Source organism: Crenothrix sp. (genome assembly GCF_043729335.1).
GTDB lineage: Bacteria > Pseudomonadota > Gammaproteobacteria > Methylococcales > Methylomonadaceae > Crenothrix.
This window is the reverse complement of record NZ_JAYTLQ010000057.1, coordinates 58,291-78,659: the sequence shown is the minus strand read 5'-3', so window position 1 is coordinate 78,659 and position 20,369 is coordinate 58,291. Positions and strand designations below refer to the sequence as shown.

Sequence of the window (20,369 nt, the reverse complement as noted above, 5' to 3'; positions counted from 1 at the left end):
TCCATGACTAAAAAGGGAGTACAAGATTCGGTTTAACTTTATGGATAAGTTGTTTAAAGCGCTGCTGTATTTTTTGCATAGCCTCTAATGAGTCACCCTCAAAACGTAGTGTTAATGATGGCGTTGTATTGGAGGCGCGCACTAAGCCCCAGCCATCGACAAATTCAACACGCAAACCATCGATATCGATAATTTTGGCATCGCTAAAATCGGCTAATACACGGATATTTTCAATCAATATAACGGCATCATCACTGGGTAAATTAACAATTAATTCGGGGGTATTAATGCTATCAGGGAAACCTGCAAAAACCTGTGCACTGCTGCCGGATTCATTGGAAAGAATTTCTATTAAACGTGCGGCAGCATACAGGCCATCATCAAAACCAAACCAACGGTCATTGAAAAAGATATGGCCACTCATTTCGCCGGCTAACTTGGCACCGGTTTCTTTTATTTTGGCTTTCATGAGTGAATGGCCACTTTTCCACATGACGGGCCTGCCGCCGTATTTTTTAATTTGTTCCGCTAAGTGCTTGGAGCATTTAACATCATAAATGATTTCAATACCCGGCTTGCCCACCAGGACATGTTTGGCAAATAACATCATTTGCCGATCTGGCCAAATAATTTTTCCGGTAGAATCAACAACACCCAAACGATCAGCATCGCCATCAAAAGCGATACCTAAATCAGCCTTATAATGTTTAACTGCCGTACTCAGTTCCATCATGTTTTCAGGCTTGCTAGGGTCTGGATGATGGTTGGGGAAGCTGCCATCGATTTCACAATGTAATTCAATAACTTCGCAGCCCAGTGTTCTGAGCAACAATGGCCCCAACTTACCACCCACACCATTACCGCAATCCAAAACAATGAGCATGGGCCTTGATATGCGAATATCTTCAGCAATGGTGCCGACATATTCACTGGCTAGTTTGTCATTTTTCTCAATCAGCCCCATGTCGCCAGTCACATAATTGTGGCTATCGATACATTGTTTAAGATCTTGAATCCGGTCTTCGGCCAGGGTTTCGCCGTCAATTATCATTTTAAAGCCATTGTATTCCGGTGGATTATGGCTGCCGGTTACCATGATGCCCGAACGTCCTTCAATATGCTGTACGGCAAAATAAAGTAACGGCGTGGGTACCATGCCAATGTCTATAATGCTACAGCCAGTTGAGGCGATGCCTTTTGCTAATTCATCAGCAAGCGCGGGGCTTGAGTCTCTGCCATCGCGGCCAAGTATAATGCTGTGGCAATCATGATTTTTGGCTTGTGTTCCAAAGGCACGGCCTATGTCATAGACCATGTTCAAAGTTAAAGTGCTACCTACAATGCCACGAATGTCATAGGCTTTAAAAATTGTTGACAGGGCATGTGTGGTTTGGGCGGCCAGTGCTGTTTTAATAATTTCAAGAGGTGGTGCTGTTACTGGCATAGGGCTATTATCTACAGGCTCTTCTACTATATTTTTTGTTTGCTTGACGAGAGTAGCCGACGCCATGCTGATAGACGGTTCAACTTTTGGTTTCTGGGCTGCTGTTTTTTCATAAACTACGTCGTTAATTGAGGTGTCAGAAAAGCTGTCGTCAATTGAGGTGTCAGAAAAACCAAAAGTGTCCGGTGTTGAGAAGAAGCCATTTTTTTCAAGCTCATCTTCGTCATCTTTAATTTTACCGTCAGTATTTTCTAAGGCACGCTTTAGGCGCATAAATGATGAAATTAAAATATTCATTTCTGCCAAATTAACCGGATAGCTGCCCATTGATTGATGAGTCATAATATCCTTAAAGGCTTTAAGCACGCTGCTTGAGTCTTCCTTCATTAGCTGGGCCAGTCTGCGATAGCTGAAAAAATACGCCGCAACCGCGATTAATATGGCAAAAATAATACTCAGCCAAAGCCGGGTTTTTTCACCCAGACTTGCACCCGCCGGGTATTGATAATAAATTTTCCAGGCAGTATGGGGCACAGTCATTTCACCGCTATTAGACGGTGCTTTACTGGCTTCTATTCCAGATTTCCCTAATACCAAATCATCTTGTCTTAGCTCGGCATAGTAGTTTTTTAACTCTATCGCCTTAATGGTTTTGGTAATAAACTCGTAGTCGAGACTCGCCAAAATGACCCCAATAACATCATTACCCTGAATGATTTGGCTGGTCATTGCTAAATGTCGATTAGGCCCGGTATCGCCTTGTACAACAGGGGGTTGATTTTTAATAAATGTTTCCCGGATCATATCCAAATCGGCATAGCCCATGTGGGGCACATTAGTTTCGTCGGGTTTATTAACACCAGGAAGCAGTAATCTGATTTTCATGGCTTCCGGGAAATAGCTTTGTATGGTTTTGGCAACTGATTCGCGAGCGGCAGGGTTTGCATGGTTAATTGCTGCTATTACTTCAGGATCGTGAGCGATTTTATCCAGTGTTTTATTTAATAAAAACACTTGTTCTGATACGCTCAAAGAAATCGATTTTGCGACTTCTTCTGAGGCATCGGCCTTAGTATTATTGATTGCCGAAGAAGATATTAAATGCACCGCCGCCCCAACGGCAAAAATCAGCAATACTGTAACCAGTAATAAAAGGCTAAATATACGTCCCATCTACATGACCTCTTAATTGGTAATCGTTTTAGTGGTTGCCGGTGTGCCCAAAGCCACCTTCGCCGCGATCACTGTCATCAAACGCATCTACGCGTTCAAACTCCACCTGTACAACCGGTACAAAAACCATTTGTGCAATGCGCTCGCCAACGTTTATGGTAAAAGTCGCATTGCCGCGATTCCACATTGACACAAATACTTGGCCTTGATAATCCGAATCAATCAAGCCGACTAAATTACCCAGTACCACGCCATGTTTATGGCCAAGACCTGAGCGTGGCAGTAACATAGCCGCCAATTGAGCGTCGTTGATATGAATAGCCAAACCTGTAGGCACTAAAACCGTATCACCGGGCTTTAGTTCCAAAGCCTGATCCAGACAGGCACGTAAATCCAGACCTGCAGAACCTGAGGTTGCGTACTCTGGTAAAGCAATAGTATGCCCCAGGCGTGTATCCAGAATTTTAAGTTGTACTTTTTTCATTCATCCTCTCAGCAATCAATTGTATAAGCTGTGCAGCAATCTGATTTTTATCAGCCATTGCCAAGGTTTTTTGGCCATTTTTCCAAAAAACCTGTAATTCATTATCTGTACTCTCAAAACCACCCTGAGTCTTGCCCACCCAATTAGCAGCAATCATATCGATTTTTTTTCGGGCTAGTTTATCTTGTGCGTAATGCTCAAGATCATGGGTTTCTGCGGCAAAACCTACCGTAAACGGATGTTTAGGTAATTGTGCCACTTCTGCAAGCACGTCTCGGGTTTTCTTAAGGGTTATTATCATCTCTGTGGCGTGTTTTTTAATTTTTTCCGAGTGCGTAATGACCGGCGTGTAATCAGCAATGGCGGCCGCGCCAATGTAAATATCGACGTTTTCCGCCCTGGCCATAATCTCGGCATACATTTGCTCAGCACTTTCAACAGCAACCACTTTAACGGAGGCAGGAGGATTTAATGCCACAGGGCCACTTACTAACGTGACTTGTGCGCCAGCATTTACGGCAGCTGTCGCCAGTGCGTAGCCCATTTTCCCGGAACTGCGGTTGCTGATATAGCGTACCGGATCTAAGGCTTCCCGGGTTGGTCCGGCGCTGATTAAAACTTTTTTCCCCTGTAGTAAGTGCTCTGTGGGAAGGGCGTTTTGATGATGCAGGCGGGAAACTAAAAAATCGCAAATTTCTGAAGCTTCGGACATCCGCCCGAAGCCCATTTCACCACAGGCTTGCGTGCCTTGCTCAGGGCCAATCAGGGTAACGCCATGGCGAATAAGCGTTTGCACGTTTTCTTGCGTTACCGTTTTATGCCACATCGCCTGGTTCATAGCGGGAGCCATGATCACTGGACAGGTTGCCGCTAAGTAAAGCGTCGATACTAAATCATCCGCCAAACCATGACTGCACTTTGCAAGCACATTAGCCGTTGCTGGTGCAATTAAAAATAGCTCAGCCCAGCGTGCCAGATTAATATGCCCCATGGCATTTTCGGCATCGGTATCCAGGAGGGTTGTGCATACCGGATTGCCGGACAATGCCTGAAATGTCAATGGGCTGATAAAGTGTGTTGCTGATTGTGTCATGACTACACGGACATCAAAGCCTTGCTTACCCAGCAATCTAACCAGTTCAGCCGCTTTATATGCGGCAATTCCACCACTGACCGCTAATAAAATACGTTTTTTAATGATCAAGCCCTGAGAGTTATTGAATGTCGCATTATGGCAAGTATAGCCAAATTCTTCTATGCTTTAATTTTAACTTAAAAAGGGATGTCAGATGGGGATTAAGGATTGGAACGAAGAAGACCGACCCAGAGAAAAATTACTACAACGCGGATCGGCAGCATTAACCGATGCAGAATTGCTGGCTATTTTTTTACGTACCGGCACACCTGGCAAATCGGCAGTTGATGTCGCGCGAGATTTACTGACTGAATTTGGATCATTAAGAGCATTACTGGGCGCGGATCAACAACGCTTTTGCCAAGGTAATGGCCTTGGAAATGCTAAATATGCACAATTACAAGCGGTGTTGGAAATGGCGAGAAGACATTTTAAAGAAATCCTTCAGCATGGCAGCGTCCTTAGCAGTCCTGATATTACCCGTGCTTATTTAAGCGCACGGCTGCGTAGCTACAATTATGAAGTGTTTGCCTGTTTATTTTTGGATAATCAAAATCGCGTTATCCAATTAGATGAGTTATTTAGGGGCACGCTCAACAGCGCAAATGTCTACCCAAGAGAAGTGGTAAAACAAGCTTTGCATTACAATGCGGCGGCGGTTATTTTTGCCCACAACCATCCATCAGGTATTAACGAGCCCAGTCAAGCTGACAAACACATTACGGAAAAACTCCAGCAGGCACTGGCTTTGCTGGATATCCGTGTACTCGATCACTTCATTATTGGCGACGGCCAGCCGTATTCTTTTGCTGAAAATGGGCTTTTGTAAATCAAGCTCCCGTTAAGCGTGTTTCAGCTTCGCGGTATTTGGCGGCACAATATTCCGCTACTTCCACAGGCAAAGATGGCCCTGGCGCTTTTTTATCCCAGTCCAGTGTTTCCAGATAATCACGCACATACTGTTTATCAAAACTTGGGGGACTGATGCCGACGCGGTATTCTTCTGCCGGCCAAAAGCGTGAAGAATCCGGAGTCAGCACTTCATCAATCAGGTGTAATACGCCATTATTATCGGTACCAAATTCAAACTTGGTATCGGCAATAATAATACCGCGCTCTAAGGCATAAGCGGCGGCTTCTTTGTATAAGCGCAAGCTGGCATCACGTAACTGTTCAGCCAGATCTTGCCCAATTAAGGCCACGGTTGCTTCAAAAGTCACGTTTTCATCGTGCTGGTCTACCGCTGCTTTGGTGGACGGCGTATAAATCGACTCGGGTAATTGCTGTGCTTGCTGCAAGCCTTGGGGTAACTGAATGCCACATACCGCGCCGGTTTTTTGGTAATCCTTCCAGCCCGAACCAATTAAATAGCCTCGGACTATGGCTTCAACAGGCAGTGGTTTCAGTAATTTTACTACAATTGCCCGCCCTTCAACCTGGGCACGATCAGCTGCATTTGGCACAACCTGCTGCAAGGGGATATCAACAATATGGTTGGGCATGACATGGCGCATTTTGGCAAACCAGAAGTTCGACACACTGGTTAACACACGGCCTTTACCCGGAATTGGGTCGGGTAAAATCACATCAAATGCGGACAGTCGATCCGTTGCCACAATCAGCATGTGCTGATCGTCAATATCATAAATATCGCGCACTTTTCCGCGCGCCCGAAGCTTTAAAGAAGACAGGGATGACTCATAAAGCGCTGCTGGAGCGTCCATAGTACCTCACTAGGTTTTGAAAAATTTTAGATGCGGCATTTTAGCATTATTTTTTCATGGCTTATGGATTAAACCTGTCGAGTTTTGCGCTATTTTAATACGCCGAACACCAAGAGATTGTTTAAATAATTTTTACGTTGGCCGACATGCGTCATGCCAGATTGGCATTGGAAAATCGGTTTGTCGGTAAATTACTTGCTCATAGCATCGGGATATTTTTAAGTAAATTGATCGGAAATCAACGTTTGCATTTTAAAAAGGGCTGGAAAATTAAGCTAGTTATCGCCTAAAGTTTATAAAATACTGCAAGCCCTGAAACTTATCTAATTAGAATTATGTCGAATGTATAAAATACATTTATCGGAGAAATATCATGGAAAATCAGCTATTAACCCGTTTTGCCCAGAAACATCATATTGAAGGCTTAACAGAACCGTCACTGATTGCACTGAGTGAAGGGCGGGGCGACTATTCCTTAGATAAAGCCAAACGATTTCTTGCCTTTCAAAGCCGGATCAATAAAGAATTATTAAGGCATCGCATTATTACAGCTAACCCTTACACAACTTGGTTTGAGCAAGGCAATATAGACCTTATGCAGATCAAGGCTTTTATCGTACAGTTTTCGGTATTTTCCAATCAGTTTTTAATTGCCCAACTTAATAAAATGATTCATGCCAATACGCTGGAAAGCATGCGGGCATCCAAAGAAATTCTGGCCAATGAACTGGGCGTGAGGTTTAAATTGCACGGACCAACAAACGACGGCGATAATCTGGGTTCGACAGAAGGTAGCATAGAGGGCGGTATTTTTCATTTTGGGGCAGGGCATTTTGAATGGCTTTACTATCTTGCCCAAAAACTCGACCTGTCGTTTGCAGATATAGGCCAGCCTAAACACGGCAGCCCAGCCACACTGTTTTTTTGTAACGAGCTAATAAGGCTGTATGGAGGAAGCGATTATCTGGTATCACAAGCTGCCAGTTATGCGGTGGAGAATTGGGCTGCGGCCGGATTCTGGGGGCAGTTAATTAGGGGCTTAAAACGCTTTAATGAAAAAAATTCACTCGATCTGCCATTGGGTTTTTTTACGTGGCACAACCAATTGGAATCCCAACACGCTGCCCACACTCAAGAAGAGCTCGAGGAGCTTTATTTTACCCAAAAATTGGATGAAAATGATTTTATCCATTATGGCAATGAAATGCTGGATGGCGTGGCCACATTTTGGGATGGCCTTGATGAACAACGGCGTGATTTAACCACCGTGCATTGACGGACAATCATCGCTTTTTGTTGTCGTAGGCACTTATCATGCGCTGACTACGTCTCTGAGCTTGTCGAAGGATAGCGGGATAATTCTTACTGCGTATCCCGCGTTAATGGATAGCCAATAATAAAAATGTGTAGATGAACAAAATTCTAATAACGGGCGCGGCAGGTCAAATCGGGGTGGAGTTAACGCAAGTATTGCGTGATAAATATGGCGCTAAAAATGTAGTCCCCACCTCTTATAATAAGCCCGCATACGGTAAATTTATCCAGCACGAGACTTGTTTATCCTTGGACGTCCGTGATGCTTCAGCTTTAGCACAACTTGTTGCAGACGCCCAATGCGACACGATTTTTCATCTGGCCTCTTTACTTTCGGCGGTAGCCGAAGCAAAGCCCCTAGAAGCCTGGGATATCAATGTCAACGGTCTGCTTAATATCCTGGAAGTGGCCAGAACATACCATTGTGCGGTGTTTTTCCCAAGTTCCATAGGTGCTTTCGGCCCAGAAACCCCTTATTTTAACACCCCCCAAGATGCCATCCAGCGGCCCAAATCCATGTACGGCATTACTAAAGTATCCGGTGAGCTGCTTTGTGATTACTATTATCATCATTATGGTGTGGATACGCGGGGTTTGCGTTATCCGGGACTGATTTCCAGCACCGCTTTACCAGGCGGCGGCACCACTGATTACGCCGTTGATATTTTTTATGCTGCCGTAAAAAATCGGCATTATGACTGTTTTCTGCGGGCAGATACCCAGCTGGATATGATGTACATGCCTGATGCCATTGCTGCCGCTATCCAGCTTATGGAAACCAAGGCTGCAACCTTAAAACACCGAAATGCTTTTAATGTGGCTGCCATGAGTTTTACCCCCGCGCAGTTGGCGGCAGAAATACAAAGACACCTACCTGATTTTACAATCAGTTACCAGATCGACCCGATTCGCCAAGCCATTGCCGACTCGTGGCCACGACATTTGGATGATGGCGCTGCCCGCGCCGAATGGGGTTGGCAGGCACACTATGATTTAGCGGCAACCGTTGCAGATATGCTAAAACACATCACGCTTAATGAGCAAAAAATAAACGTCAAGGTACCTATTAAGTCATTTAGTTAATGGGCATTAGGATGTAGGGAGTTTTTATGTCATTACATAATGTAGAGCAAATTTTCAAAGCCAAATTGACCACCTTAGAAAAACAAGGCATCTGCAAAGGCAAAGAGAAAGTGACTATCGGCATTCAGGCTGCACAAAACAGCTTTGGTGTGCGCTATTTGCTTGAAGGTTACGGCGATAGAGCCTTCTTACGCATGAACTCAAACTCTTATTTGGGATTATCACGACACCCCCAAGTCATAAAAGTGGAAGCGGAAGCCGCTGATAAATTTGGTGCCGGCCCCGGTGCAGTGAGGTTTATCAGCGGAACCTACCAGCCGCATACAGCCCTTGAAAAACGCTTGGCCAAATTTCATGGACGCGAATCTGCCATGCTGTTCAGTGCCGCCTACGCCACCATGATGGGCGTGCTACCGCAATTTATATCCGAAGATACTCTGGTCGTTAGCGATGCACTTAACCACAGCTGTATCATCAATGCCATCCGTCTATCGCATCCCGCTAAAAAAGAAGTCTATGCCCATGCAGATCTTAGTGCGCTGGAGCATATTCTTGTAGCGAATAAAGGTCTGTGTAAAAGGGTTTGTGTAATAACAGACGGCATTTTCAGTATGCGCGGCGACCATGCCCAACTCGACAAGATTGATGCCATCTGTAAGCAATATGATGATGATTATGTGGAAGGCATTATCAGCATAGTGGATGATTCCCATGGCGTGGGGGCACTTGGGGGAAATGGCCGTGGTACGGAAGAAGTCACTGGCGGCAAGGCGGATATCTTGATTGCAACGCTGGGCAAATCCCTTGGCGTAAATGGTGGCTACGTGGCCGCAAGCTCAGTGGTCATAGATTATTTGCGTGAAAGCTCACCGTTTTATATTTACTCAAATCCTATTACCCCTGCCGAAGCTGCGGCATCGTTGGCGGCACTCAATATATTGGATAGCCCAGAAGGCTTACAGCTCCTGCAAAAATTGCGCGGCTTAAGTATCTTCTTAAGAGCCGGGCTTAAGCGCTTGGGCTATGAAACCTTGCCAGGAGAACATCCTATCGTGCCTATTTTAATCAGAGATACCGATAATACATCGGCTTTGGTTGAGCATTTATTTGCCCAGAACATTCTAGTGACCGGCCTGAACTATCCTGTTGTACCCAAGGGCGAACAGGAAATTAGATTACAGGTTTCAGCTGATCATACCGAAAAAGATTTGCAGTATTTACTGCATCATTTGGCTGAGCTTAAGGGATAATAATGTTAAAACAAACGCCCCTCTATCAGCTTCATCTTGAGCTTGGCGCCAAAATGGTGACGTTTGCCGGTTATCAGCTGCCTGTTCAGTATACCAAGGGCATTATCCACGAGCACTTACACTGTAGAAGCCATGCCGGACTGTTTGATATATCCCACATGGGTCAGTGTTTGATTTTAGGGGATGGGGCCGCCGATGAGCTTGAACGGCTTACCCCTAGCGATATTACCGGGCTTAACGTCGGTCAACAAAAATATACCGTACTCACCAATAACGCTGGCGGCATTATTGACGACATCATTATTACTCGTCTCAATTCCGGGTTGATGATCATTGTCAACAGTGCCTGTAAAGATAAGGATTTTAGCTATATTGCCAGCTGTTTAACTTCCCGCTGCCAATTGATTGAACTCAAAGACCAGGCGCTAATTGCTTTGCAAGGGCCTTCGGCAGTAGCCGTTATGCGGACATTATCGGCACGCGCCGCCGACTTATCATTTATGCACGCCTTCGAAACGGAACTTGCTGGCATTAAGTGCACCGTTAGCAGGAGCGGCTATACCGGCGAAGACGGCTTTGAAATTTCTGTTAGCGCCGCCCATGCTGATACATTAGCCCGTCTATTGCTTTCTGAAAACGAAGTTGCCCCTATAGGCCTTGGCGCACGCGACACTTTGCGTCTGGAAGCGGGTTTGTGCCTTTACGGACATGAACTCAACGAAACGGTAACTCCAGTAGAAGCCGGTTTACACTGGCTGGTTAAGAAAGGCCACCGCAATTTCCCTGGCGCTGACAACATTCTCCGGCAGTTACACTTTGGCTCAGAAAAAATAAGGGTTGGCCTCATTATTGAGAGCAAACAACCGGTACGGGAAGGCAGTATGGTCTATAACAAAAATGACGATGTGATAGGCCATGTCACCAGCGGCAGCTTTTCACCTAGCCTGGGTAAACCGATTGCAATGGCGCTTCTGGATCGGGAGTATTCCATAGAAGATACGCGCTTAGAGGTAAAGCTACGCGAACAACAGGTTGCCGTCACCGTTACCCGGCTACCCTTCATTCCCCATCGCTACCTTAAATAATAATTATGCCAAACTCTCGCCCTAGCTTGAACCAATTGGAAATGCGCGGCCAATTTATGCATCGTCATATTGGCCCCAACCTCCAACAAACCCAAGCAATGCTCACCGAACTGGGCTTAACTGATCTGGAAGACATCATAAAAACCGCCCTACCGGATGACATTATTAACCATGAGGCACTCAAACTAACCCAAACCATTAGCGAAAGTGCTGTCATCAAACATATACACAAAGCACGCGAACGCAATAAAGTCTTTACCTCAATGATCGGCATGGGCTATTACGACACCATTATGCCTGCGGTTATCAAGCGTAATGTCCTGGAAAATCCGGGCTGGTATACCGCTTACACGCCTTATCAGGCGGAAGTCAGCCAAGGGCGGCTGGAAGCGTTGTTAAACTACCAGCAAGTCATTATTGATTTGACCGGCATGCCGCTTGCCAATGCTTCGTTACTTGATGAAGCCACCGCTGCGGCCGAAGCTATGGCCATGTCCAGGCGCCTGTCCAACAACACGACCAATACCATAGTGGTCGATCAGGATTGCCATCCGCAAACGATTGCGGTCGTTAAAACTAGAGCCCATTCCATGGGCTATGAAGTCATTCTCGCCGATTTGTATAACGATGAATTGCAGCACTATGATTTTTTTGCAGTGCTTGTGCAATATCCAGGCTCCAGAGGCGAAATCAACGATCTTAGCCAAATTGCCAGCATTGCCCATGAAAAGTCCGCACTATTGACGGTTGCCGCCGATCTGCTGAGTCTGGTACTGCTTAAACCGCCTTCCGTATTTGGGGCGGATATTGTTGTCGGCAGCGCCCAGCGCTTTGGCGTACCGATGGGATACGGTGGCCCGCATGCTGCTTATTTTGCAACCAGAGATGAATTTAAACGCTCCGTACCTGGTCGTATCATCGGTGTGTCTAAAGACCGCCACGGCCAAGTTGCCCTACGTATGGCACTGCAAACCCGCGAACAGCACATCCGCAGAGACAAAGCCACCAGCAATATTTGCACAGCGCAGGTTCTGTTAGCCGTCATCGCCGGTTTCTATGCTATTTATCATGGGGCGCAAGGCCTGCGCCTGATAGCGGGCAGGGTACACCGTTATACTCAAATTCTGGCGGCAGGACTTTCTCAACTTGGCATTGAGGTTATTAGCCGGTGTTATTTCGATACCGTTGTCGTTCGGGTTCCTAACCGTGCGAAACGCCTTGTGGCACAGGCGGCAGAAGCCAGTATTAATCTGCGTATTATTGATGCCGATCATATCGGTATTTCGTTGGATGAAACCACAACGCGGAAAAATATTAGGGCACTGTGGCAAGTTTTTTCAATGCCCGCCGCAGAGCTTCCGGACATTAACCGATTAAACGATGTTCTGGAGGAATGTATACCCAATGCATTATTGCGCAATGATAATATTTTGCAGCATCCTGTTTTTGAGCGCTACCACTCCGAAACGGAAATGATGCGTTATATGCGTAGGTTAGCCCGGCGCGATATTGCACTGGATCGCTCGATGATACCGTTAGGTTCTTGCACCATGAAACTCAACGCGGCAACGGAAATGCAGTCTATTTCCTATCATGAATTTAACGGCCTGCACCCTTTTGCCCCGTTATACCAAACCCATGGCTATCAGCAGATGTTTGCCGAACTGGAAGATATGCTCTGTGATTTAACCGGTTTTGACGCATTTTCCTTCCAACCCAATGCAGGATCACAGGGTGAATACACTGGCCTGTTGGTCATCCGCAAATTCCATGAAGTCAGCAACCAGGTACAGCGCAACATTTGCCTGATACCCGCCTCTGCGCACGGTACTAATCCTGCTAGCGCAGTTATGGCTGGGCTTAAGGTCGTCGTGGTGGCTTGCGATGAAAACGGCAATATTAGCCTGGATGATTTGCGAACGAAAGTGACCGAACACACCGAGACCCTCGCGGCATTAATGATCACTTACCCGTCCACACACGGCGTATTTGAACAGGCATTCCGGGAAATCTGCACTTTAATTCATCAACACGGAGGCCAGGTCTATCTGGATGGTGCCAACTTTAATGCCTTGGTGGGTTTGTGCCGACCCGGAAAAATTGGTGCGGATGTGGCTCATCTTAATATGCACAAAACTTTCTGCATTCCTCATGGCGGTGGCGGCCCCGGCGTTGGCCCGATTGGGGTAGGCGCTCATTTAGCGCCGTTTCTACCAGACCACCCCGTGGTGGAAGGGGTCAATCCGGCTAAAGGCAAGCACGGCACTGTCGGTACGGTATCCGCAGCGCCCTGGGGTTCTGCCAGTATCTATACCATCTCCTGGGCTTATATTGCGATGATGGGCGCAGCTGGCCTAAAACGCGCCACGCTAACGGCGATATTGAACGCCAACTATATCGCCAAACGCTTAGCCCCGCATTACCCTATTTTATACACCGGAAAAAACGGCTGGGTCGCCCATGAATGTATTATTGATTGCCGCGCATTTAAAAAAACCTGCGGCATCACGGTCGAAGACATTGCCAAACGCCTGATCGATTTTGGCTTTCATGCACCGACCGTGGCTTTTCCTGTAGCCGATACCCTCATGATCGAACCCACCGAAAGCGAAGGCAAAGTTGAAATCGACCGCTTTTGTAATGCTTTAATTGCTATCCGGCAGGAAATCAGAGAGGTAGAAAACCAAAACACCGATCCGGAAAATAATGTATTACACAATGCCCCGCACAGCCACAGGTTATTGCTGGAAGAATGGCAGCTTCCCTACTCCAGGCAGCAAGCTTTTTTCCCTGATAACACGCAGCATGATGATAAATATTGGCCATCGGTAGGGCGTATCGATAATGCTTATGGTGACCGGCATGTGGTCTGCACTTGCCCGCCATTGGAGAGTTATGAACAATAAGATCTGCCTTATGAATGTGCGTATTTCATAGGGCTAGCCACATCAATAAGTTTCCATCTGTGCCGATAAGGAGAAGAAAATGATCACACCAGAATATGACCTAGCCCTGGTAGGTGGTGGTGTAGCAGGCTTGTGTTGCGCAATGCATGCCCCATGTAAAAGGAGAAGCACGTGATATACAAAGTCGAAGGTGACATTTTATTGAGCAAAGCGCACACAATTGTTCATGGAGTGGGACTAAATGATGCTATGGATAAAGGTTTGGCATTGGAATTACGTCACAAATACCCCGCCTTGCCCAAAGATTTTGAGCGCTGGTGCCATCAACACAATACCAAGCCCGGTGAAGCCTGGATGTGGGTGGGGCAAAATAATACCCGCATCGTTAATTTAATCACCCATGAAAACATAGAAAGCAACGATCATCACTATAATAAAGCCACTTTGAATAACATTAAACACGCGTTAACTGCGCTAGTGAAGATCATAAATTTTGAGAAACTGACCTCGGTGGCCTTACCAAAAATAGGAACGGGATTTGGTGATTTGGATTGGGATGATGTGTTACCGCTCATTGAAAATAATTTAGCGGTACTTAATATTCCGGTGTATGTGTACGTTGCTTATCAGCCGGGCCAAGCTGCTGATGAACCCATCGTTTAAATATGCACCCTGTCCACTTTAGCCTAAGCAGGAAAATAGGAAAATAACGTGAATCCAGTGCTTTGGCAGCCTTCCATACAGCGGCAGAAAAACGCCAATATGACCCGCTTTATGAGGCTGGTAAGCGAAACATACGGTATTGATATTACCGGATATACTGATCTTTATCAGTGGTCTATTGAAGACCCGGCAGCTTTTTGGGATTTGTTGTGGCAATTTGCCGATATAAAGGCGGAGCACAAAGGAGACGTTGTTGTAGCGCACAAAAATAGAATGCCGGGCGCTAAATGGTTTCCTGATGCACGGCTTAATTATGCGCAAAATTTATTGTGTCAACCGGATGAAAACAGCGTCGCCATCACTTTTCGTAACGAAAATGGCGACACCCAAAAGCTATCCTATAAGGATTTATATGGCAAAGTTTCACAACTCGCTCAGGCGCTAAAAAATGACGGGGTCAAGCCCGGCGACCGTATAGCTGGCGTTTTGCCCAACTTTCCCGAAACCATTATTGCCATGCTGGCAACCACAAGCCTTGGTGCTATCTGGAGCAGCTGTTCACCGGATTTTGGCGTTTCTGGTATTGTCGATCGTTTTAGTCAAATAGCCCCCAAGGTATTATTTATCTGCGATGGCTACCGCTTTAACGGCAAGATCTTTAACCGAATGGATCAACTTGAGGCTCTACTTAAAGCACTGCCTTCGGTTCAAAAAACGGTGCTCATCCCTTATTTAAAAGACCACACCATTCCAACCAATAACCAGGTAACGCTGTGGCAAGATTATTTAGCTGATTTTTCACAAAGCCAGCCGATTGAATTTGTACCGATGGCGTTCGATGATCCGCTGTTCATTCTTTATTCTTCCGGCACAACCGGGCCGCCAAAATGTATTGTGCATGGGGTTGGGGGAACCTTAATCCAGCACCTGAAAGAACACTTGCTGCATGTGGATATCCATCCCGGTGATCGCCTATTTTATTACACCACCTGCGGCTGGATGATGTGGAACTGGCTGGTATCGGGTTTAGCGTCCGGTGCGGAACTGGTGCTTTATGATGGCTCGCCGCTTTACCCAAAGGCAGACGTGTTATTTGACTTGATTGATGAATTTCAAATCAATATCTTTGGTGTTTCTGCCAAGTATATTGATGCACTTAAAAAGTCAGATATTACGCCTAAAAACACCCACAATCTGGCATCGCTTAAAACCATTTTATCCACCGGCTCGCCGTTAATGCCAGAGGGGTTTGATTATGTCTACCAGTCCATCAAAACAGATGTGTGTTTGTCGTCTATTTCCGGTGGCACGGATATTATTTCCTGTTTTGTACTGGGTTGTCCTCTCCTTCCAGTGCGCCGTGGAGAAATTCAGTGCCGTGGTCTGGCAATGAATGTCGATGTCTATGACGACAGCGGGCAATCCTTGCAAGGCAAAAAAGGCGATCTGGTTTGTAAAGCGCCGTTTCCGTCCATGCCGGTAGGTTTTTGGAATGATCCCGAGCAGAGCCAGTACCATGCTGCTTATTTTGATAAATTTCCAGGTGTGTGGTGGCACGGCGATTATGTAAGCTTAACCGAAAGCGGTGGCATGATTATTTATGGGCGTTCGGATGCCGTGCTCAATCCTGGCGGTATCAGAATTGGCACGGCTGAAATTTACCGGCAAGTGGAGCAGGTAGAGGAAGTTTTGGAAAGCCTAGTGATTGGACAGGAAGTTCAGGGAGACAGCAGAATCATTTTATTTGTCATTTTGCGTACAGGCATAGCATTATCAGATCAACTGAAAATGAAAATTAAACAACAAATCAAACAAAATGCTTCTCCTCATCATGTTCCGGCAGAAATTCTACAGGTGACCGATATTCCGCGCACCAAAAGCGGCAAAATTGCGGAGCTGGCAGTACGTAATATTATTCATGGGTATCCGGTAAAAAACCAGCACACCCTGTCCAATCCAGAATCTTTAGAGCAATATCGCCGCATTAAGAAATTCATAAGTCGAGGCTAAGCGCTGTGTGGTATGCAATGTTACTGCGGATTAGCTAACTCAAAAAAACGACCTGCCATATTGTTATTTTTAAAATAAGTAGTTGTAGGCCATTTAAGATGGTACTGATTGGTTTTGCGTAAATCATTGTCAATAAACACCGCGCCCGTTACGTTGGACAAGGCCATATTAACGTTATACAGTACTGAGCCAATAACGTTGGCTCGGTAAAGCCGTGCTTTAAAAAATGATGCACTTGTGCCAGCAAACTTGTGAAGTGACGCATAATCAAAAATAGCACGGTCAAAATTAGAGTCGTGGGCATTAGCGAAATCCAATACGGCCATTCTAAAATTGCCGTCTGCAAAGCGTCCCCATACCAGCGCATGCGACAAGTTAGCCAGTGCAAAATTGGAACCTGCGGCATTGACATTTTGAAATTGAAAGCCGCGCATGTTAGCACGGTAAAAATTAGTGTTTAAAGCCAAGCCTTTAATGGTCGCCCCGGTTAGATCGCAGCCGGTAAAATTGGCCCTGGATATATCGCCTTCAAAGTACGCGTATCTTAAATCCTTACGTCCTACAAAGCTTTTACCACGGAAATCACCTATAAATTTTTTATGGTCAACAGCGGCCGCGCTCCAGGCGCTAGTAATGGTTGATAACGATAATAAAGCGATAAAAAATATTTTCATAAAAATCCTGCCTAAAAACTCGAAAGATTGGTGTGACAAAGTCTAATGTTATGGGTGTGGGGTGATGTCATTTTAGGAATCCAACGCATAATGCGCCGTATCGTTAGGCATTTTACGCATGTAAAAATTGCCTCAGCTTAAATAGGTAGCCAACTTGTGGGCGTGTTTCAATTTAGATATTATTAGGTCAGCTGTCCACAAAGTGGGACACTATCAAGTCTAAAGTAACGTACCAGCAATAATTACTATCTTGCATGACATACAGCGTTTTCATATCAGGTGAATAACATTAATTATTAGTAGTGGAGTACAAACCTAGGTTTGTATTCCCTCGAATATAACTAATCAATACTGAAAACGCTGTAGCTTGATCAAGCTTTTGGTATGTGTTGCGGATTTATCCACACCGCTCCGTGGATAAAATGCGAATGAATTCGCGCCTACAGGTATCTAACTGTGCTATGCACATGTGTAGCTACTCATTTAAGAAGTAAGGCTATATCCAAGCGTCACAAAGCTGTTCATAGTGAACAAGCAAGCTGATCAGCTTTTGCCCAAGCCCTAAAGACATTACGGGCAGTCAAAGGTAGCGCTATTGGAAGGCATCGATAAGAATTATATAATGTGCAGGCTATCAGCAACATAACCACGACGCATCCTGGCGGCGTAGTAATTTATTCTAAAGAGCCTATTCGGATGGCATAAAAGTTAGCATATGATTGTTAATGAAATCTTTATTTAAGTTATCTAAAAACTGTTTATCGCTTTTAATAGTAGCCATTTTAGCAGCCATTTTAAGCCAGACAGATTCCTTCTTGACCTTAGAGGAGGATTGGGGGCTTGCGTCTGTTTTTCAGCTAAGAGGGCCACTAAAAGCGCCTGAACAGGTTGTTATCATAACGATTGATAAAGCGTCTACAGAAGTGTTGAAGCTTGATGAAGATCCCGAAAAATGGCCGCGCAGCCAATACGCACACTTACTCAATAAACTGAATCAATACCATCCGTCACTGATTGCTTTTAATATCCATTTTTCTGAGCAACACGCCACAAAAGATGACAACGCATTTGCCTTGGCGTTAGCCACACACACAAATGTTCTGCTTACCAGCTATATCAAACAATTTTCCGTGCGTGCGGCTCCTGTCTTAAATGAGCTTATTTATGAGCGCATTATTCAACCTACTTCGGTATTAGAAAAAGCGGCCATCGCCAGCGCTCCGTTTCCTATCCCTAAAACATTGTCTACCGTTAAGCAGTTTTGGCTACAAAAAAACAGTGTCGGCGGTATACCGACAATGCCCACGGCGGTTTTTCAGTGTTACTTGCTAAAAACAAATTACAGCAACCTTTTACAGTTAATGCAAAAGCTGAATCCGACGCTATATAACAAACTACCCGCAAGTTTTGATCAACTCCAAAAGCCTTTGGAAACCTTTCAGGAAATTCAATCGGTATTAACTCAAAACGGCACATCTTTAAAACAATTGGACAATATCATCCGGTCGCCTGCTTACACGCCCCAACAAAAACGTTTATTTCAATCCTGGCGTTCTTTAATAAACAGCGATCACAGTCTATATTTAAATTATTACGGCAGTGCGAACGCAATCACTACTATTCCGCTACATCGCGTATTGTCAGCCAAGTTATTGGATGCCAAGCTATTGAAAAATAAGATTGTCTTGGTCGGTTATGCTAAAAATATAGAGCCTGAAAAAAACCAGAGTTTTTATACGGTTTTCTCGGGAAATGGCGAAGGTAACACCAGCCCGGTTGAAATTGCAGCGACCGCTACCGCTAATCTGCTTGACGGATCATGGATAAAACCATTAACGGCCTATAATCAATTTTTCGTGTTAATGGCGTGGGGCAGCCTGCTGATTGGTATTTTTCGTATCTACCCCTACAAAATTGCCATCATCTTGATTATTACCTTGAGCTTGATATATCTGACTGTGGCGTATTATCTATTTGTAAGCGATTATCTATGGCTACCTCTTTTAACCTTTATTTTGCAGACCAGCTTTATTTGTCTTTTTCAGTCAGTATGGCATTTAAGAACAGTACATCGAGTCTCTGCACGTTACCTGCCCAGAAATGTATTCATTAAAAACACACAATATCCCGATGCCATGGACAGCTACGGCGAATTAATGCAAGGCGTTTGCATGGCGACAGATGCCGGGCAATATGCCACGTTGTCTGAAAGCATGAATCCGATGGCCTTAAACGTATTGATGAATAAGTATTACAGCGCCATGTTTCCTGCTGTAAAGGCTTATAACGGTTTAATTTCCGATGTTATTGGCGATGCCATGCTTGCACTATGGGCAAAACCTGTTGCTGATACCCAGCTTAGAATTGATGCCTGTCATGCGGCACTAAAAGTTATCACGGCAATACAGCATTTTAACCAATCCCCGCTTCATCAATTACCCACACGATTAGGGCTGCACTACGGTGAAATGCGCCTTGGAAATGTCGGTACCGGTGACCATTACGAATATCGGGCTATTGGGGATATCGTCAACACGGCAACGCGTATTGAAGATTTAAATAAAGTATTGGGCACTCATATTTTGGTGTCTGGCAGCGTAATTGATGGTTTACATGATTTTATGAGCCGCGAAATTGGCCAATTCCTGCTCAAAGGCAAAACGCAACCGATTACCATCTTTGAACTACTCGGCAAAAATAATCACAACGACCCAAAGCTAGCACCCTTGCTGCATGCCTTTACAAAAGCGTTACAGTTATTTCAAGATCACGAATGGAGCAAAGCACAAAAGGCTTTTATCAACCTCAATAAATATTATCCAAACGACGGCCCAACACTTTTTTATGTCCAATATCTGCAAAAATATTTGCCGCGCTTGCAAACACAAAACAATAATTTGCAAAAACCGGTGATAGAAATAAACCAGATTATGCAATCCTGGCGTTATTTAACCCTTGATGTCCAATAGGTACAAATCAATGTCAATGTGTAAGAGATGATTCATAAATAAAAAGCTACTTTAACCGGTTGGCTTTTTTTATGCCTGTAGCTCTGACACACCAAGTGTGTCTCAAGCAATACCGCCAAGACCTGCCGCACATTAGAGCCTCGCTGGATTCAGGCTTTTCTAATCCTACTAACTCCCGCGCTGCGTTTGTGCTGTTGTGTATTTTTCTACGGCTTCGGTTTTCGATGCCTTATCACCGTCTGGGCAATTCCAGTAATTCTTTTTCGGTCGGGCGACTTTGAGATTTTTTATTGAGGCTCTGAGTTTTTGCAACACCTTCAGTCAGCGCTACCGGTTGCGCTACAATGGTGCGTTGTTAGTCTGTATTGGTGCGGTTTGTAATTGGCTGCTCTTTAAAAAAACTATACCGCACTTCTTTTGTGCGCCAGCAGGGCTTAATCTATCTAATTTCCGGC

At 45.2% G+C, this 20,369-nt stretch carries 14 protein-coding genes; 9 read left to right on the top strand and 5 right to left on the bottom strand.

Annotated features, from left to right (window positions below):
* Positions 1-7: 7 nt before the first annotated feature.
* The 3 genes from ACHZC4_RS13775 to coaBC are packed head-to-tail and all read right to left on the bottom strand — an operon-like array spanning position 8 to position 4,305.
* On the bottom strand, positions 8-2,617 hold the full coding sequence (locus ACHZC4_RS13775; protein WP_394754434.1) for a phosphomannomutase/phosphoglucomutase: 2,610 nt from the start codon (positions 2,615-2,617) through the stop codon (positions 8-10).
* Positions 2,618-2,645: 28 nt separating this feature from the next.
* Positions 2,646-3,101, bottom strand: a complete 456-nt coding sequence (dut, locus tag ACHZC4_RS13770) for a dUTP diphosphatase (protein WP_394754433.1) — start codon at positions 3,099-3,101, stop codon at positions 2,646-2,648.
* Positions 3,082-4,305: a bifunctional phosphopantothenoylcysteine decarboxylase/phosphopantothenate--cysteine ligase CoaBC gene (gene coaBC / locus ACHZC4_RS13765; protein WP_394754432.1), complete on the bottom strand. Its 1,224-nt coding sequence runs from the start codon at positions 4,303-4,305 to the stop codon at positions 3,082-3,084. Before coaBC ends, dut begins: the two co-directional genes overlap by 20 nt.
* An 85-nt stretch (positions 4,306-4,390) precedes the next feature.
* Between coaBC and radC the strand changes: the two genes are divergently transcribed.
* Positions 4,391-5,065, top strand: coding sequence for a DNA repair protein RadC (radC, locus tag ACHZC4_RS13760; protein ID WP_394754431.1), 675 nt, complete (start codon positions 4,391-4,393; stop codon positions 5,063-5,065).
* Position 5,066: 1 nt separating this feature from the next.
* Here radC and ACHZC4_RS13755 read toward each other — a convergent pair whose 3' ends face one another.
* Positions 5,067-5,960, bottom strand: a complete 894-nt coding sequence (locus tag ACHZC4_RS13755; protein ID WP_394754430.1) for a phosphoribosylaminoimidazolesuccinocarboxamide synthase — start codon at positions 5,958-5,960, stop codon at positions 5,067-5,069.
* Between the two features lie 373 nt (positions 5,961-6,333).
* Between ACHZC4_RS13755 and ACHZC4_RS13750 the strand changes: the two genes are divergently transcribed.
* From ACHZC4_RS13750 to ACHZC4_RS13720, 7 genes are all read left to right on the top strand, one after another.
* Entirely contained in the window at positions 6,334-7,236 is a 903-nt protein-coding gene (locus ACHZC4_RS13750) for a hypothetical protein (RefSeq protein ID WP_394754429.1), read from the top strand.
* A gap of 134 nt (positions 7,237-7,370) precedes the next feature.
* Positions 7,371-8,357, top strand: a complete 987-nt coding sequence (locus tag ACHZC4_RS13745) for an NAD-dependent epimerase/dehydratase family protein (protein WP_394754428.1) — start codon at positions 7,371-7,373, stop codon at positions 8,355-8,357.
* Positions 8,358-8,383: 26 nt separating this feature from the next.
* On the top strand, positions 8,384-9,607 hold the full coding sequence (locus tag ACHZC4_RS13740; protein ID WP_394754427.1) for an aminotransferase class I/II-fold pyridoxal phosphate-dependent enzyme: 1,224 nt from the start codon (positions 8,384-8,386) through the stop codon (positions 9,605-9,607).
* A 2-nt stretch (positions 9,608-9,609) separates the two neighbouring features.
* Complete coding sequence (gene gcvT, locus ACHZC4_RS13735; protein ID WP_394754426.1) at positions 9,610-10,692, top strand: glycine cleavage system aminomethyltransferase GcvT; 1,083 nt, start codon at positions 9,610-9,612, stop codon at positions 10,690-10,692.
* A gap of 5 nt (positions 10,693-10,697) precedes the next feature.
* Positions 10,698-13,598 carry an aminomethyl-transferring glycine dehydrogenase gene (gcvP, locus tag ACHZC4_RS13730; protein WP_394754425.1) on the top strand — a complete coding sequence of 967 codons (2,901 nt, stop codon included), beginning with the start codon at positions 10,698-10,700 and terminating at the stop codon, positions 13,596-13,598.
* Positions 13,599-13,769: 171 nt separating this feature from the next.
* Positions 13,770-14,261 carry a macro domain-containing protein gene (locus ACHZC4_RS13725; RefSeq protein ID WP_394754424.1) on the top strand — a complete coding sequence of 164 codons (492 nt, stop codon included), beginning with the start codon at positions 13,770-13,772 and terminating at the stop codon, positions 14,259-14,261.
* Positions 14,262-14,309: 48 nt separating this feature from the next.
* Positions 14,310-16,271, top strand: a complete 1,962-nt coding sequence (locus ACHZC4_RS13720; protein WP_394754423.1) for an acetoacetate--CoA ligase — start codon at positions 14,310-14,312, stop codon at positions 16,269-16,271.
* A gap of 20 nt (positions 16,272-16,291) precedes the next feature.
* Here the strand turns inward: ACHZC4_RS13720 and ACHZC4_RS13715 are convergent, their stop codons facing one another.
* Positions 16,292-16,945, bottom strand: a complete 654-nt coding sequence (locus tag ACHZC4_RS13715) for a pentapeptide repeat-containing protein (protein WP_394754422.1) — start codon at positions 16,943-16,945, stop codon at positions 16,292-16,294.
* A gap of 725 nt (positions 16,946-17,670) precedes the next feature.
* Between ACHZC4_RS13715 and ACHZC4_RS13710 the strand changes: the two genes are divergently transcribed.
* Positions 17,671-19,914 carry a CHASE2 domain-containing protein gene (locus ACHZC4_RS13710; RefSeq protein ID WP_394754421.1) on the top strand — a complete coding sequence of 748 codons (2,244 nt, stop codon included), beginning with the start codon at positions 17,671-17,673 and terminating at the stop codon, positions 19,912-19,914.
* Positions 19,915-20,369 lie beyond the last annotated feature (455 nt).

Excerpts from the sequence above, each read along its gene's own strand:
- ACHZC4_RS13775 (WP_394754434.1), bottom strand. The coding sequence starts at position 2,617 with ATGGGACGTATATTTAGCCTTTTATTACTGGTTACAGTATTGCTGATT.
- dut (WP_394754433.1), bottom strand. The coding sequence starts at position 3,101 with ATGAAAAAAGTACAACTTAAAATTCTGGATACACGCCTGGGGCATACT.
- radC (WP_394754431.1), top strand. The coding sequence starts at position 4,391 with ATGGGGATTAAGGATTGGAACGAAGAAGACCGACCCAGAGAAAAATTA.
- ACHZC4_RS13755 (WP_394754430.1), bottom strand. The coding sequence starts at position 5,960 with ATGGACGCTCCAGCAGCGCTTTATGAGTCATCCCTGTCTTCTTTAAAG.
- ACHZC4_RS13750 (WP_394754429.1), top strand. The coding sequence starts at position 6,334 with ATGGAAAATCAGCTATTAACCCGTTTTGCCCAGAAACATCATATTGAA.
- ACHZC4_RS13745 (WP_394754428.1), top strand. The coding sequence starts at position 7,371 with ATGAACAAAATTCTAATAACGGGCGCGGCAGGTCAAATCGGGGTGGAG.
- ACHZC4_RS13740 (WP_394754427.1), top strand. The coding sequence starts at position 8,384 with ATGTCATTACATAATGTAGAGCAAATTTTCAAAGCCAAATTGACCACC.
- gcvT (WP_394754426.1), top strand. The coding sequence starts at position 9,610 with ATGTTAAAACAAACGCCCCTCTATCAGCTTCATCTTGAGCTTGGCGCC.
- gcvP (WP_394754425.1), top strand. The coding sequence starts at position 10,698 with ATGCCAAACTCTCGCCCTAGCTTGAACCAATTGGAAATGCGCGGCCAA.
- ACHZC4_RS13715 (WP_394754422.1), bottom strand. The coding sequence starts at position 16,945 with ATGAAAATATTTTTTATCGCTTTATTATCGTTATCAACCATTACTAGC.
- ACHZC4_RS13710 (WP_394754421.1), top strand. The coding sequence starts at position 17,671 with ATGAAATCTTTATTTAAGTTATCTAAAAACTGTTTATCGCTTTTAATA.